Source organism: Bacillus sp. J33 (assembly GCF_000518885.1).
Taxonomy (GTDB): domain Bacteria; phylum Bacillota; class Bacilli; order Bacillales; family Cytobacillaceae; genus Cytobacillus.
Window position 1 is genome coordinate 1 of sequence record NZ_JAEL01000036.1, and the last position, 14,912, is coordinate 14,912.

Annotated in this window: 13 protein-coding genes; 3 read left to right on the plus strand and 10 right to left on the minus strand. The window is 40.5% G+C overall.

Annotated elements, in window-relative coordinates; all coding sequences use genetic code 11:
- Positions 1-444: 444 nt before the first annotated feature.
- The 3 genes from selD to pepF all read right to left on the minus strand — a co-directional run bounded on the left by selD (position 445) and on the right by pepF (position 4,493).
- Positions 445-1,494: a selenide, water dikinase SelD gene (selD, locus tag L634_RS0112540; protein ID WP_198029760.1), complete on the minus strand. Its 1,050-nt coding sequence runs from the start codon at positions 1,492-1,494 to the stop codon at positions 445-447.
- Between the two features lie 27 nt (positions 1,495-1,521).
- On the minus strand, positions 1,522-2,550 hold the full coding sequence (locus L634_RS0112545) for a glycosyltransferase (protein ID WP_026582752.1): 1,029 nt from the start codon (positions 2,548-2,550) through the stop codon (positions 1,522-1,524).
- A 155-nt stretch (positions 2,551-2,705) separates the two neighbouring features.
- Positions 2,706-4,493 (minus strand): oligoendopeptidase F, encoded by a 1,788-nt coding sequence (pepF, locus tag L634_RS0112550; protein ID WP_026582753.1) that lies wholly within the window; start codon positions 4,491-4,493, stop codon positions 2,706-2,708.
- Positions 4,494-4,626: 133 nt separating this feature from the next.
- Between pepF and L634_RS0112555 the strand changes: the two genes are divergently transcribed.
- A complete protein-coding gene (locus tag L634_RS0112555) occupies positions 4,627-5,418 on the plus strand; it encodes a hypothetical protein (protein ID WP_026582754.1) in 792 nt (263 codons plus the stop codon).
- A 35-nt stretch (positions 5,419-5,453) separates the two neighbouring features.
- Here the strand turns inward: L634_RS0112555 and L634_RS0112560 are convergent, their stop codons facing one another.
- Positions 5,454-6,485 (minus strand): DUF438 domain-containing protein, encoded by a 1,032-nt coding sequence (locus L634_RS0112560; RefSeq protein ID WP_026582755.1) that lies wholly within the window; start codon positions 6,483-6,485, stop codon positions 5,454-5,456.
- A 256-nt stretch (positions 6,486-6,741) separates the two neighbouring features.
- On the opposite strand from L634_RS0112560, the gene L634_RS0112565 reads away from it, so the two are divergent.
- Positions 6,742-7,911, plus strand: coding sequence for a glycosyl hydrolase family 18 protein (locus L634_RS0112565; protein WP_026582756.1), 1,170 nt, complete (start codon positions 6,742-6,744; stop codon positions 7,909-7,911).
- Positions 7,912-8,019: 108 nt separating this feature from the next.
- On the opposite strand, the gene L634_RS0112570 is transcribed toward L634_RS0112565, so the two are convergent.
- The 3 genes from L634_RS0112570 to L634_RS0112580 all read right to left on the minus strand — a co-directional run bounded on the left by L634_RS0112570 (position 8,020) and on the right by L634_RS0112580 (position 10,466).
- Positions 8,020-8,931 (minus strand): CBASS cGAMP-activated phospholipase, encoded by a 912-nt coding sequence (locus L634_RS0112570; RefSeq protein ID WP_034262631.1) that lies wholly within the window; start codon positions 8,929-8,931, stop codon positions 8,020-8,022.
- A gap of 61 nt (positions 8,932-8,992) precedes the next feature.
- Positions 8,993-9,259 carry a DUF1292 domain-containing protein gene (locus L634_RS0112575; RefSeq protein WP_026582758.1) on the minus strand — a complete coding sequence of 89 codons (267 nt, stop codon included), beginning with the start codon at positions 9,257-9,259 and terminating at the stop codon, positions 8,993-8,995.
- A 109-nt stretch (positions 9,260-9,368) separates the two neighbouring features.
- Positions 9,369-10,466, minus strand: coding sequence for a branched-chain amino acid aminotransferase (locus L634_RS0112580; protein WP_026582759.1), 1,098 nt, complete (start codon positions 10,464-10,466; stop codon positions 9,369-9,371).
- A 457-nt stretch (positions 10,467-10,923) separates the two neighbouring features.
- On the opposite strand from L634_RS0112580, the gene L634_RS0112585 reads away from it, so the two are divergent.
- Positions 10,924-11,235: a hypothetical protein gene (locus tag L634_RS0112585; protein WP_026582760.1), complete on the plus strand. Its 312-nt coding sequence runs from the start codon at positions 10,924-10,926 to the stop codon at positions 11,233-11,235.
- Positions 11,236-11,267: 32 nt separating this feature from the next.
- On the opposite strand, the gene L634_RS0112590 is transcribed toward L634_RS0112585, so the two are convergent.
- The 3 genes from L634_RS0112590 to L634_RS0112600 all read right to left on the minus strand — a co-directional run bounded on the left by L634_RS0112590 (position 11,268) and on the right by L634_RS0112600 (position 14,155).
- The gene (locus L634_RS0112590; protein WP_026582761.1) at positions 11,268-11,867 is read right to left on the minus strand and encodes a response regulator transcription factor; all 600 of its coding nucleotides are present in this window, start codon (positions 11,865-11,867) and stop codon (positions 11,268-11,270) included.
- Positions 11,864-13,000, minus strand: coding sequence for a sensor histidine kinase (locus tag L634_RS0112595; protein WP_026582762.1), 1,137 nt, complete (start codon positions 12,998-13,000; stop codon positions 11,864-11,866). The genes L634_RS0112590 and L634_RS0112595 overlap by 4 nt, the downstream gene beginning before the upstream one ends.
- 108 nt (positions 13,001-13,108) lie before the next feature.
- Positions 13,109-14,155, minus strand: a complete 1,047-nt coding sequence (locus tag L634_RS0112600; RefSeq protein WP_026582763.1) for a fatty acid desaturase — start codon at positions 14,153-14,155, stop codon at positions 13,109-13,111.
- Between the last annotated feature and the right edge of the window lie 757 nt (positions 14,156-14,912).

Here is a 14,912-nt window from a genome sequence, read left to right on the forward strand (position 1 = left end):
ACAACAATGGATAGTAGAACAAAGACAAGCCTAACTTTTTGTTTAGCTGAGCCCTTAAGCTAATTCAGCAATCGGCGGAGCGAACTCTTGACAAACCGAACTTGCCAATGGTTTAAAATGGAAACAACCAAGGGCTTATTTGGTATGCCTTCTTTTGTTCCCTTCGCCCTTGTTAAACAATCCTCAAACCATTGGCGTGTTTGTCAAGAGCGATTGCGGCGCATCTCCATCCAGTAAATAGGAGAGAAACTAACCCTTTAGGTAGTTTTCATAAATCTTTTGACACTACCTTCATTTTAAAAATTAGGCCATTTTATCATAAATTGTTGTTTATTTATAAATTCTGCCAGTTGATTAACCTTAGTAATCCTGAAAACAACAAACAATTATGACCTTTATGATGTTAAAGTTATGATAAAAAGGACCCTTTGCGAGTCCTTTTTATCAGATAACCGTAATGCATCCAGGCTGTTCGTCTGTCACTTTTCCAATAATGGCAGCTGACTGTACGCCTTTTTCGTGAAGCTCTTTGAGGAGTGCTTCTGCTTCTGCTTCCGGAACAGTGATAAGCAGGCCTCCTGATGTTATTGCATCGCACAGGATCCATTGGTCTGCTTCATCGATATTCTCATAGTGAATACGTCCGGACAGCCACTTATGGTTCTTCTTAGAGCCGCCAGGAATGATGTTCTGCTCTGCAAGCTCACGTGTCTTTGGCAGGATAGGAACTGCGTTGCTGTCGATTGTAATGCCTGTACAGCTGCCTTCCGCTATCTCCATGGCATGTCCAAGCAATCCAAAGCCAGTAATATCTGTGCAGGCATTCACATTATAGTTATCCATTGCTTCGGCTGCTTCTTTATTTAGTGCAGCCATTACCTTCATAACACGGTCAATGCTTTCCTGATCAAGCATATCTCTTTTAATAGCTTGTGTAAGGATCCCAACGCCGATTGGCTTAGTTAAAATGAGTCTATCACCAGGTTTGGCTCCTGAATTTGTTCTTACACGCTCTGGGTGGACTGTTCCAGTAACGGATAAGCCGAACTTTGGTTCCTGGTCATCAATGGAGTGTCCTCCGACTAACACAGCACCTGATTCTTTAACCTTATCGGATGCACCGGCTAAAATGTCTGCAAGAATGCTTTTATCCAATTTATTAATTGGGAAACCGACAATATTCATAACTGTAATTGGCTTTCCGCCCATTGCATAAATATCGCTCAAGGAATTCGCGGCAGCTATTTGCCCAAACATATACGGGTCATCAACGATTGGAGTGAAGAAATCAAGTGTTTGCACAAGTGCAGTATCTTCATTAATTTTATAAACGCCTGCATCATCTGAAGTATCCAATCCTACAAGCAGGTTTGGGTCAGGTACAGACTTTGGCAAATGACGCAGAACCTGCGCCAGGTCCTCAGGACCAATTTTGCATCCTCAGCCGCCTTTCGTAGATAAAGAAGTTAATTTAACAATTTCTTCTCTAGACATATTTTTCTCCCCTTGCTGATTTAGTATTTACTCATTTGAAGAATTCGGAATCCTTCGGGACTTTTTTAAAATGGACTTATAGATTTTTTGCAATGTCTTTGCTTCATATTCTGAAGAATGGCTGCACTCTACATAGAATTTAGCAGCATGTCCAATTTTTATCCTCAATTCGTTATTATTCACTAGTTTCTCTGCATAATCAAGAAATTCAACCGGATTAGTATAGATTAGGCCGGTTTCATTATGTGCAATAATATTTCTGTTGCCTAAATTATTGGACGCCAGCACGGGAAGGCTGTAATCCATTGCTTCCAAAATCGCAGCAGGCTGGCCTTCTGAATGGGATGTATTTAAAACAGCATCTGCCTGCTTATAGATCCCTCCCATCGACTCATGAGGCACTTGTCCAAGGTATTGAACCCATTCTTTATTCTTTTCTGCCAGCTTTGAAACGTATAGACCCTCATCTTCTTCGATAATAGGGCCAACCACCCACAATCGAATTTTTTTTTGCCTTTTATGGAGATCTTTGAGCTGCTTGATGGCGAATGGCACATTTTTCACCTTGCGGATGCCTGCTGGCAAAACGAATAAAAAGGTGTCAGGCTCCTTTCTGAAATCGAATGAAGTATCAGGAAATTTTACAGTGCCCTGTGGAATAACAAAAATTTTCTCATTTATTTCAGGAATCTCTTTGGACAGTACCTGTTTGGCTTCTTCATCGAAAACATGGATGGCTGATGCATGGGTTAGTGTTTGGATAATATCCGGTCTTTTTGCCTTATTAAAAAGATCCACGTTTAAGTCTGTTCCTGTCATTGTAACCATGTAGGTTTCCGGTTTCTTAACGAGTTTTTCAATAAACTTTCCAAACCGGTAAGCATGGAAACCATGTACGATATCAGCTTGCGGCAAGTTTTCCAGTCTGCTGTTTTCAGTCATATTAATAATTTCTGTCTCATTGCCGAGCTTTTCAAGTCCGTTGGAAATCCGTTGGACGGTAACGGTATTGCCTCTAGCCTGGTGAAAGTTCGGGCTTGCCAGAAGTACTTTCATGATTTCATCCTTTGCCATAATAATTCAATTATAAAGTCTCTCTATTAAAAGTCTGCATCAATTATTGCAGGAATATTTCCTTCTGTCCATTATTTGTTTCCCTCAGAAACCAAAAAGCTGCCACCAGTCATTTTGGAAGCAGCCTGTTACCATGTTTATAGATTTCCAAATTCCTCTACAAGCTCACGAAACTTTTTCAGTGAGTTTTCAATTGGATATGATGTTGTCAGATCGACTCCTGTTTTCTTTAATAAATCTAGCGGATAATCCGAGCTTCCGCTTTTTAAAAACTCGAGGTAGCTTTCAAGCGTTGCTTTATCGCCGTCAAGAAGTTTAGTTGCCAGATGAATGGCTGATGCAAATCCTGTTGCGTATTTGTATACATAGAATGGTCTATAGAAGTGAGGGATTCTTGACCAGCCAAATTTTACTTCTTCATCAAAAACGATTTCTTCCCCATTATATTCCCGGAACAAGCGCTCATAAATTTGATTGAATACATCTGCATTAAGAGGCTGTCCTTTTTCCGCCATTTCATGTGTTTTCATTTCAAACTCGGCAAACATGACTTGCGTGAAAAAAGTCCCCTTAAATTGATCAATAAAGTGGTTTAGGAGATGTTTCCGCACATCTTCGTCCTTTTCATTGTTTAATAAATAATTGATCAATAATACTTCGTTTACTGTTGAAGCCACTTCAGCCACAAAGATGCTATAGCGGGCGGTGATTTGCGGCTGATGCTGTGAGCTCAATTTGCTGTGTACGCCATGGCCGCATTCGTGTGCAAGCGTAAATAAGCTGTCAAGGTCATCACGATGATTCAGCAATATATAAGGGTGAACACCATAAATTCCTAAATTATAAGCGCCTGACCGTTTCCCAGGCGTTTCGCGGACATCAATGTAGCGTTTCGTTTTAAATTCCTTTAAGATACTGATATAATCCTCTCCTAATGGAGATAAGGCCCTGCACATAGTCTCATAGGCTTCTTCGTAAGTTATGGCCGGCTTTGCGCCTCTTACTAAAGGGACATTCAGATCATATTGGCGCAGCTCCTCAAGGCCAAGCTTTTCCTTGCGGATTTTAGTATATTGATGCATAGGCCCGATATTGTTCTTTGTTGTTTCAATTAAGTTTTCATATACTTCTTTTGGCACTTTGTCTCCGAATAATCCCTTTTCAAGTGCGGAAGGATAATTTCGGATTTTTGCCATCGTCACATTATTTTTGATAGCTGCCGACAAAGTAGATGCAATGGAGTTTTTTAGCTGTATATAAGGCTGGTAATAAGCCTTATATGCTTCCTTCCTCTTTGAGCGGTCTTCATCTTCCATGATTTTGGCATACATGCCGCGGGTCAGCTCAACTCTTTCTCCATCATCACCGGTTACTTCACCAAATTTAATATCTGCATTATTGATCATGCCAAAGGTGTGGCTTGGTGCTGATAGAGCCTCCCCCAGTTGTGATAGGATTTCTTCTTTATCTTTATTAAGGACATGCGGTTTGTAGCGGAAGGATTCAAGCAGGTCTTCCTCAAAGTATTTCAATCCTTCTTCTTCAGCAATATAGCCTTTTAACGCATCCTCTTCCAGGCTTAAGAGAAAAGGCATAAAAAAAGAAGTGGATGCACTGATTTTCACGCTTAGCTGCTTTGCTCTATCTACATAAGATTGTGATTCGGTCACCCTCGTATCTTCATCCGTTTTCAGCATGGCATAGGCATAAAGCTTATTAAATAAGTAGGAAAGCTTCTCTTTTTGCACAAGATACTTGTACAAAGATGCCCCATCTGTGATTTGTCCATCAAATTCCTTTAGCTTTTCAGCTATAGTTTCAATCTGCCGATAGTCTTCCTTCCATTTCTCCAAACTGGGATATATATCGTTTAGATCCCACTTTTCACTCTCCGGTACTTCATTTCTGTTTTTGTATGTAATCATCTTTTTAACTCCTTTACAGAAAAAGCTGTCATTCTATTATTAATTATATTCAAAAGTTATCTGCAAAAACCTTCATCTTTTTTGATTTTATCTAAAATGGCCTTTAAAATATGAATGAAAGGATGTGGACGGATTGGCTATTATTCTGCCTCATGTTGAAGATGCAAACACTTCATATTTTCCTCCGAAAGGTGAATACGAAACCTTTAAAGATGATGCCCATTATGAAGAGATGGTTCGGGGATGGGGATTATCGGCTGCAAGAGAAGTAAAGAAGGAATTCTGGTATAAAGAAAAAACCCATCAGCGTCTTGTTAAGATTAAAGGTTATCAAGCTTACGGAGATTCTGGCGACTTTCATACGATTGTAATTGAATTCCAGGACGGCAATCTAAGCTGCATACACCCAGCTTATTTAAAAGAAATGCAGTCTCCGAGCTATGGTAAAGCAATGATTGCTGATATGGGTGAACCAGCATCGGTTTCTTCCAAAAATAAAGAAAATAAACCAGCCGCTCTCCCTAAGGATGCTGAAGATACCAAAACAAAGAAAAAGCCTGCTGCCAAAAATGCAAAGAAAGAAAAGCAGCCGGCATTGGATCTTCCTGCAGAAAAGGTTCATTTTACTGCGAAAGTTAAGCAAATTGCTTTAAGCTGGAACCATTTTAATGAAGATAATGATGAAGTAGTGGTTCTTGAGGAGGTCGCCATTCAGCAGGAAGACCCTATTGAAGTAGGCCTTGCGTGGTGTTCCCACTCGAAAACGCTGAAGAAGTATGATTTGGAGCCAGGTGACAGTCTTGAATTTGATGGAAAAATCGTCAAAAAGAAACTGCCCAAAGGGAAAGACTGTGATGCACAATTTATTATAGAAGTGCCTGTTTCATATAAAATCAATAACCCATCGAAAATCAAAAAAAGCTAAAGAAGCTCATCAAGAGCTCTTTAGCTTTTTGGATGCTAGGATAGGATCCTTTTCTCCCCGTCAATTTCCTGGATAGGGCCTATATTTTGCGTGAATTCCAGGGTGCCAACGTATTTACCGTTTTCGTCCCTGACAGCAAAATACCGAATATAAATATACTTATCCTTAAATTTGATCCAAAAATCCTCGGAATCTTTACGGCCTGATTTAAAATCCTCCAGCAATTCTTCTACTACATGTACACTCCGTGGCGGATGGCAGTTTTGCACAGTACGCCCGATAACAGCTTTGGTCCTGGCGAAAATTCTTTCCTTTCCATGTGAGAAATAGCGGACTACATCTTCGTGATCAATAAAGGTGATATCGACAGGCAGGTGATTCATAAGAAGTTCCAATTGCCCTAATGATAAAATGCCTGTCTCCATTTTGATGTATCCTTCAGAAATCGCCTTATCGCCGATGGCCTTCCGCTCGGGCTTCCATTCTGCTTCAGGGCCTGTCAGGCAAAATCCAATTTCATCACTTTCATGTGCAATTTTTACCCATTCATCTTCAGTCAAGTTTTTTAACGCCATGGGGAAAAGTATATGTTCCTCCCTGTATATCATGGCACGAACTTCATTAAAGATAAACTGCACTTCATTAATTACCTGCTGCTTGTCTCCATCGTAATTTGCCAGCAGCCGTTTGGCTTCTTTAATGCCGTCCCTGATAAAGTCATCAATTCTCCACATATTGTTTGTTGGGCCGTATATTCCATACTTCTCCAAGTAAGGAAATAGCAAATTCTCCTTGCGGCTGTAATGCTTATCAAGGTCAAGCAATAGAGTGCAATCTTCCAGAAGTTTATATACATTCATCTCGTTATCATTATTAATAAATGCTTCCAGATGGACCTTCAAGTTTTCGCGCAGATGCTTATCAATTTCCCTGTTTTCCCGGATAAAGGTGTGTACGGGATGGCCTGGCTGTTCTTCTGGTTTGGCAAGTGCAGAATTGTCTCCGTTGATCTGAATCTGTTTGCTGTGTTTAATTTGGTGCTCACGGTTATTTATCATTTCGCTCAATGTCCATACCTCCTATAAACCAAACATGAAAGAATAAGGTTCGAAAATACTTCTTATTAGCAATGTAACATAGGAGAAAAGTTTGATATGTGATGAACATCATATGCTGGGAATATATTCGTTCACTGTTTTGCAGGTTCTATGTAGAGTATGGACATTAGCTGCTGTGATGGTATGTAAGCAAGATATTACCATCTCCTGCCTCCTTCCTTTTTTGATACACTTTTAAGGGATTGAAGGTCGGAGGTTAATTTTAATGAAGAAGAAAAAATACCAAGTCGTCATATTAATTGCCGTCATTTTTATAGGCGGTTTTGCTGCTGGCATTTTTTATGCAAAAAGCAATATTCAGCCCCATTCTATAAAACTCGCAAAGACAGCAGCGCAATCTGCGAAAAGCCCTGTTAAAAAGAATGCCCCTGAATTACCGGACCTGCCTTCAAAGGTGCTGATTGGATATGTACAGGACTATCGAGATCCGAATGATGTAGATTATTCAAATTTGACCCATGTTATCTTTTCGTTTGCCCACCCGGAAAAGGACGGCAGCCTATCTTTTAATGGCGATACTGCGATGGCTAATCTTCGCCAAATGGTCACTAATGCACATAAACATGAAATCAAAGCGATCCTGGCAGTAGGCGGCTGGTTCCATATTCATGGCGGAGAATCATATGAATATTTTAAGACAGCAATAGCAAATGCTTCTTCAAGGAACAAGCTGGTGAATGAACTTGCCGGTGTCGTCCAAAGGGAAAATCTTGATGGCATTGATATTGATTTTGAACATCCCCGTTCAGAGATGGATGCAAAATACCTTTCTGCTTTTATTCACGATCTAAGCAATGTACTGCAAGCAAATGAAAAAGAACTTTCTGTTGCTGTCCATGCAAAGATTCATAGTGTAACAGGTACTGAGACTGGATTTGTCATATACGAACCTTCCATGTTCAAGAATGTTGATTATGTTAATGTCATGGCTTATGATGGCCAGTGGGACGGCGGGTATAATGCCTCCAACCTGTCGCCATATTCTTTTGCAGAGAACATCGTAAACTATTGGGCAAATCTATTTGATTCACACAATATATCAAAGGATAAGCTCGTTCTTGGTGTCCCATTGTATGCACAGCCTGAAGACCCGGCAATAAAGCAGGTATCATATGAAGCGATTATTAACCGAAATCCGGAAAATGCCGGCAGGGACAAAATCAGCATGAACGGGACCACATACTACTATAATGGTGAAGCCACTATGAAAAAGAAAACGAATCTGGCTTTAAATAACGGATTTGGCGGCATGATGATCTGGGAAGTGGGCCTGGATGCTAAAGGTTCATATAGCCTTGCAGGAGCAATGGCTGGTGTTCTTAAAAACACAGAAATTGACCACATAAAGTATTATTCTATTAAAAATTCTGAGTAAAGGCAGACGTACAATAAAAAGGAGCCCAGGGAAACCCCTTGCTCCTTTTGTCTATTATCTGCTCTCAATTACCTTGATCAATTCACGCAAATAGTCCGGCAAGTCTACCTATGTAAGCAAAAACTCCTTTATTTCTTCGCGCCTATCCTCATAAACCTTTTTTCCAAGCATAGTCAGTTCATCAACAAATGTAGTGTCATCAAAGGGCATTTCTTCTCCCAGCTCTTCATTTAGGCGCAAATAATTTCCTTCCAATAGATGCTGGCAATGATATGTAACAGATTCTGACGATAAATGGAGGGCAAGGTCCAACAGCTTCGGAGTAACTTTCATGGATGGCAGCTTGAAAGGCAGCCAATGCTTTACTCCCCAGTATTTATCTTGATCGATGGTAAAATCAATTTTTTGAAGCCCGGTACCAAGGGAAAGGATTTTGATATTTTGCAGCTCTTCATTAAAATGATGCATGGCTTCTGTGATGCACACAAGCGATGGATTATTAGCCCAAAGCCCGCCATCAATGGATAAGTAGCTGTTGCTGATATTGTTGGGAGGAAAATAAACAGGTGCTGAACAGGAAGAAAGAACGGCATCCCACAGCTTCATGGAGAGGCTATCATTTCCAGGGTGGCCATAATTGGAACGATGTACAAATGGTTTGCCATGAGTAACGTCTACAGCGGGAATTAATAGCGGCTTTTTTATTTCGGACAGTTCTGTCTCCCCAAATGCTTTCCGAAAAAAGCGCCGCAAATATTTATCACTGTATACGCTTTTAAAGAGACCGACCTTTGCCTGCTTTACAAAGATTTTTTTTCCATAAGCTTTATAGCCGCTTAAAACTTCGTTCATTTGCTTTCCCATGATTAATGAAGATGCTATGATCGATCCTGTACTGGTTCCTGCGATCATATCAAAAAAGCCCCCAGCAGGCTGTTTATATTCATCCTCAAGGGCTTTTAAAATACTTACTGCAAAAACCCCCCTTATACCCCCGCCATCAATGCATAATATTTTCATACTTTCACCTATTTTTCCATCCGTTTTGTACATAAAAAAGAGAAGGAACCCCCCTTCTCTTCTATTCTTGATCCATCATTTCATCGAAAACGGCAGAGACCTTATTAAACTCTTCATCACTCTCAATAGGAGTAAAATCACCATCTTCATCAAGCTTTAAGAAGAAAACATCAATATCTTCTTCGGTGTCCTCTTCCAAATCTTCGACAAAACTGACAGCTGCATAGCTGCTGCCATCTACTTCTGCAGATGCAAGTACTTCCACTTCCATGTCCTGCCCGTTTTCATCACTAATCGTAAAAATTTCGCCGACTTCAATCTTATCCATTTTTAATCTCCTCTCCAAATAGGGGTCTGTACTTTGTATTCCCAATTTCGAAGGATTTCATGCCTGAAAAATAAAAGGATCGGCCTTTTGCCGATCCTTTTATTTTTATTTATTTTACAGCAGCAGCTTCTTTTTTACCCACTTTTACACTCCAGCCAAATGGATCCGGTTCAGTTCCCTTTTGGATCCCTGTTAATGTATCGTAAATTTTCTTTGATAATGAACCTGTGGCCCCTTTATTGACTACAATCTTTCTATCGTTCCAGAAAAACTCGCCAATTGGAGAGATTACAGCGGCAGTACCTGTACCGAAGGCTTCCTCCAAAAGGCCTTCAGCATGTGCCTGATAGATCTCCTCAATAGATATTCTTCGCTCAGATACCGGGATATTCCAATGCTTCAGCAGCTCAAGTACAGAATTGCGGGTAATCCCTTCTAGAATGCTTCCGTTCAATTCAGGTGTCACAACTTCCCCGTTGATTTTAAAGAAGATGTTCATGCTTCCTACTTCTTCAATATACTTATTTTCTTTTCCGTCAAGCCATAGAACTTGGGAGTATCCAGATAAGCTCGCCAGCTCTTGTGCTTTTAAACTGGCTGCATAGTTTCCGCCAGTCTTGGCTGTTCCTGTTCCCCCTCTAACCGCACGGACATATTCACTTTGGACGGCGATTTTTACAGGGTTAATGCCTTCTTTATAGTAGGCGCCAACAGGAGATAGGATAATGATAAATTTATATCTTTTTGATGGTGCAACGCCCAAATATGGTTCAGTTGAAATTACAAACGGGCGAATATATAGTGAGGTTCCCTCTACATTTGGAATCCAATCACGGTCAACTGCAATCAGCTCTTTTAATGCATAAAGGGCAAGCTCCTCATCAATTTCCGGAATGCATAATCTCGAATTTGATTTATTAAGCCTCTCCATGTTCTTTTCGGGTCTGAATAATAATACTTCGTTATCTTTTGTAAGATAAGCCTTTAAACCCTCGAATACGCTTTGGCCATAATGGAAAATCATTGCTGCCGGATCAAGTGATAGCGGCTGATAAGGAATGATTCTTGGATCATGCCAGCCCTCTCCGGCTGTATAATCCATAACAAACATATGGTCTGTAAAGTTTTTGCCGAACTCTAAGCTGTCAAATTGAGGTTTTTGTTTTTTCTCTGGTGTGCGATTGATTTCAATTTTAAATTCTGTCATTTTCATTACTCCCCGTCTGTAGATGATTTAAAAACCTAATACCTGCTGTTCCTGCTGCTCTTTAAGAGGGTAAATAAAAACGCCCAGTCATCCTCCGAGCATGGACGAAAGGGCTTGCTTCCCGGCAACAACCAATATGGATGTTAAACAGTTTCAAAATCCAGCAATGGCTTTTTGCTAGTCATAGGACTTTAATGCTGTTTTCTCTTAGGAATGAAAAGGTTTGCCTTTCGCTCTTTTCTACTTCAAGGCAGTAGCGCAGTTATCCGTTAAAGTTTTTTATAAGTTTTTCTAATATTATGATACCCTCATGATTAAATGTCAATAAGAATTGACAATAAATTTAGAATTAACCGGAAAACGTGAAAATTCAGTTCGGAATTTAATTGAATTTACACAGTGAAAAAGCGGTGGATTAAATTTATAATAAATATATAAAGACATAAGGAGAATTATGATGAATCAAAAAGAGTTAGAAGAAAAGATTATCGAAAACTATCGGGGCGAAGAAAAAATGATGATTCTTGTTTTTGCCCAGTGGTGCATAAATCATGATTTAGATCCCGAAGAAGTCTATTTAAAAGCCTATCCAGGCCAGGCAAAGAACCAGGCTTTGCAAGAAGCAATAGCCCTGACAGTCCCTAAAGAAGAAGCGGGCGATGTGCCTGACCAGACTCTGCTGGGGGTCCTTTCTATGTTCGGAAATGACGATCTTTCTTTTGCTGTGATGGAAGAACTGAAGAAAATGAAAAAGGACGGCAAAGCCTAGTTTTGGCTGCCGTCCTTTTTCATTTTCTTTTCTTATTTAAACCAGCCCTTCTCCTTGGACTGGGTAATGGCTTCAATCCTGTTTGTCACTTCAAGCTTATCGAGAATAGCAGATATATAGTTTCGGACAGTTCCTGTTTTGATGCTGAGCTTGTCGGCGATTTCCTTAGTGTTTTTGCCATCAGCTATGAGCTCCAGCACCTCTTTTTCACGGTCTGTCAAAGGGTTTTCTTCCCCATATACATCATCCATTAATTCAGGTGCATAGATGCGCCTTCCACCCATAACACTCCTAATGGAACTTGCCAGCTCATCACTTGGGCTATCCTTTAATAAATAGCCTCTAACACCAGCCTTCAGAGCCCGCTGAAAATAACCGGACCTTGCAAAGGTGGTTAGTATGATAACTTTGCAGCCCAAGCCTTTCAATTCCTCTGCAGCTTCCAGTCCGCTTTTTTCCGGCATCTCGATATCCATAATGCATATATCGGGCTGAAGGCTTTTGACAAGGGAAATGGCCTCTTTCCCATTAGATGCCTTTCCAACAACCTCCATATCATCTTCAAGGTTTAACAGGGATCCCAATGCCCCAAGCATCATTCGCTGATCTTCAGCTATGACAATCCGTATCATGGCCGCTCCTCCTTATCCGTTTGCTTAACGACTGTTGGCACTTTCATTATAATCGTTGTCCCATTATTTGAGGTAATTTCAAGGCTTCCGTTCACAAAATCGAGGCGTTCACTTAAACCGAGCAAACCTGAGCCCTTTCCAATGTCTTCTGCAGGGTCCATGCCGATGCCATTGTCCTGAACAGTAATTCTTACTTCGTTCCAGGTTTGTTCTATGCTGATGTGGCATTCTGTGGCTTTGCTATGCTTCACCACATTCGTCACTGCTTCTTTCATGCACATGCTTAAAATATTTTCAAGAAAGAGAGAAACATTGGTTAATTTTACATCTTCTTCACCAATGAACTCGATTGAAGCTGCCTTCAAAATTTGCTTAACAAGAATAATTTCATCTTTAAGCCTGATGCCCCTCATCTGCGACACCATTTTTCTTACCTCGTTTAAAGCGGTTCTTGCTGTCTGCTGAACGTCTATAAGCTCCTCCTTTGCCTGGTTAGGATCCTTGCCTATCAGCTTCCTTGCAAGGTCGCTTTTTAAGCCGATAAGAGATAGCTTCTGGCCAAGCGTATCATGGAGATCGCGGGCAATCCGCTGCCTCTCCTCCTGCTTTACAAGGTCTGCAATCCTTTTATTGGCATCTTCCAGCTGTTCCTCAAGCTGTTCCTGCTTTTTCCTATTGTGTATGTTAAAAGGCAGCAAAATAACACTAATCCAGATAATAATAATGAAGGGTATTTGCTCCAAAAATAAAGGAACCTGGGTGACAAAGTTATAATTGATTGAAATCGTAGTAGCGACCAAATGGATAACATAAAGGGTCAAAAAAGCAATTCTGTTTTTTATATGTCCATTATAATAGGCGATATAGAACGCGAAATAAACAAATTGAAAAAGAATGGCCATGGTAATGGAAATGCTGATTAAAATGCCAGTCCAAAGATAGACTGGCCATTGCCGAGAAATGAATGCAAAACGCAGGGAAACAAAAAATAGGATCGTCAGTGCAATTCCCACAGCAATTTCGATTTTAGACGTGGATCTGAATATGAAATAAAATGGCAAAATGCTAAAGACACTCCAAATATAAGGAGAGATTCCTGAGCTTTTTAAGGTGGTATAGTACTTTTTAAACATCTATGAAAACCTCATTTATTTTTTGTAATAAAAACAGCTCCTTTGCCATCATACCACAAAGGAGCTGTTCTTTAATAAGGATATTGGAGTTTTATGCCAAGGATGTCGTCAAGGCTTTACAGAGGCAGCTTTGGCTGCACTGCTTTGCTTTTTGCTGAGGCCAGCTTTTTTAGCAGCCTTGTAGCCCGTAAAATTCTGCAGTTCTTCATCCCATAAACGGAAGCGCAGTGACTGTAAGCTTGTTGAAAGTGTAATTGTAGGCACATTTTGAAGCTCAGCCGTATTATAATGTGCATCTTCCAGGTTATAGTTAGGTACACGCGGGCTTAAATGGTGAATATGGTGAAACCCGATGTTTCCTGTGAGCCATTGCAGCACTTTTGGAAGTTTATAGAACGAGCTGCCTTCCACGGCCGCTTTCACATATTCCCACTTATCATCTTCTTCAAAATAAGAATCCTCAAATGTATGCTGTACATAAAACAGCCAAATTCCAGCTGCTCCTGAAATTAAAAAGATTGGGCCCTGGACCATCAGAAAAGCTTCCCAGCCAATTGCCAAGCACATGAGCGCATATAAACCAGCAATTGTTGCGTTTGTCAGATACGTATTCATACGCTCATTTTTTCTAGCGCCTTTCCGGTTGAAACGGTTCTTTAGAAGAAAAACATAAATCGGACCTAATCCAAACATTATGAGTGGATTGCGGTAAATACGGTATGCTGCACGGGCAGCAAATGAAGCTTCCTGATATTCCTTAACAGTCAAAGTCCAAATATCTCCTGTCCCGCGCTTGTCCAAATTTCCGCTTGTTGCATGGTGTACGTTGTGGTCATGCTGCCATTGGTGATAAGGAAAGATGGTGATAATCCCTGTAATCGTACCGACAATTTTATTTGCTGTACGGTTTTTGAAAAAGGAGTGGTGGCAGCAATCATGGAAAATGATAAAAATTCTGACCAGAAACCCTGCTGCAATGACGGATATGCCAAGTGTCAGCATGTAAGAAATGCTCAAGCTTTTATAAGCAAGAAACCACAGCATTAAAAAAGGTCCGAGAGTATTGATTAATTGTGTGATGCTTCGTTTTAAATCTGATTTTTCATAAGGTGCCATCTGTTTTTTTAAGTTGAGTTGTTTTTGTTTAGAAGTCATTTTTTAATTCCCTTCATCATGACGTTAACTTAATGATAAAGGGTTTTCAGAAGGCTTTGTAGACATAGGTGTCATGTTCAGACCATGATAAATGTCATGGTTGGCCACTAAAATTAGGATCAGGTACTATAAACAGGATATTAACCCAGGGATTTCCTCTCTTATTTTAATTTGTTGTTTTTGCATATAAGTTCTGTCCGCTGATTTCAGCACGGGGCACTCAAGCTTTCCCTGGGGAGGGATGTGAGCAACCTCGGCTTTGCCCGCGGGATCTCCCTCTTCTGAGAAGGACATTGGAAAAGCATCCCTGACAGATTACCTCGTCGTAAGAAATTGCATTTTCGAGGAATCAGGTGCCCTCCGCTTCAATCAACTCAGCTGGTTAATCTTAATTAGCCCTGAAAAGCAACAAGCTTTACGAAAACAGTGTAAAAAAAATTGTATTATTTAGCAGCAGTTTATTGCCGTATACATGGCTTCAAATCACTTAGGACATAATGAAATTGAGATTGAATAAGGCTTTGTTTATTTGCCTGTTGGTTTCCTCTTCAGTCTATCGATTACCGCGGGAGGTCCGATCTCCCCTATGTGAACGTGTTAACGGCCTTACTTTTGACAGGAAACCTTACGCAGGACACTGAATCAGCTGCTCGAATAAACACAGCACAAAGGAAATGCCAAGGCCGCTTCAAGGGGATCCGCGCTTTTCCATTCCAATCAACAGGATGCCAAAATGAACAGAGCCTTCATATAGTCA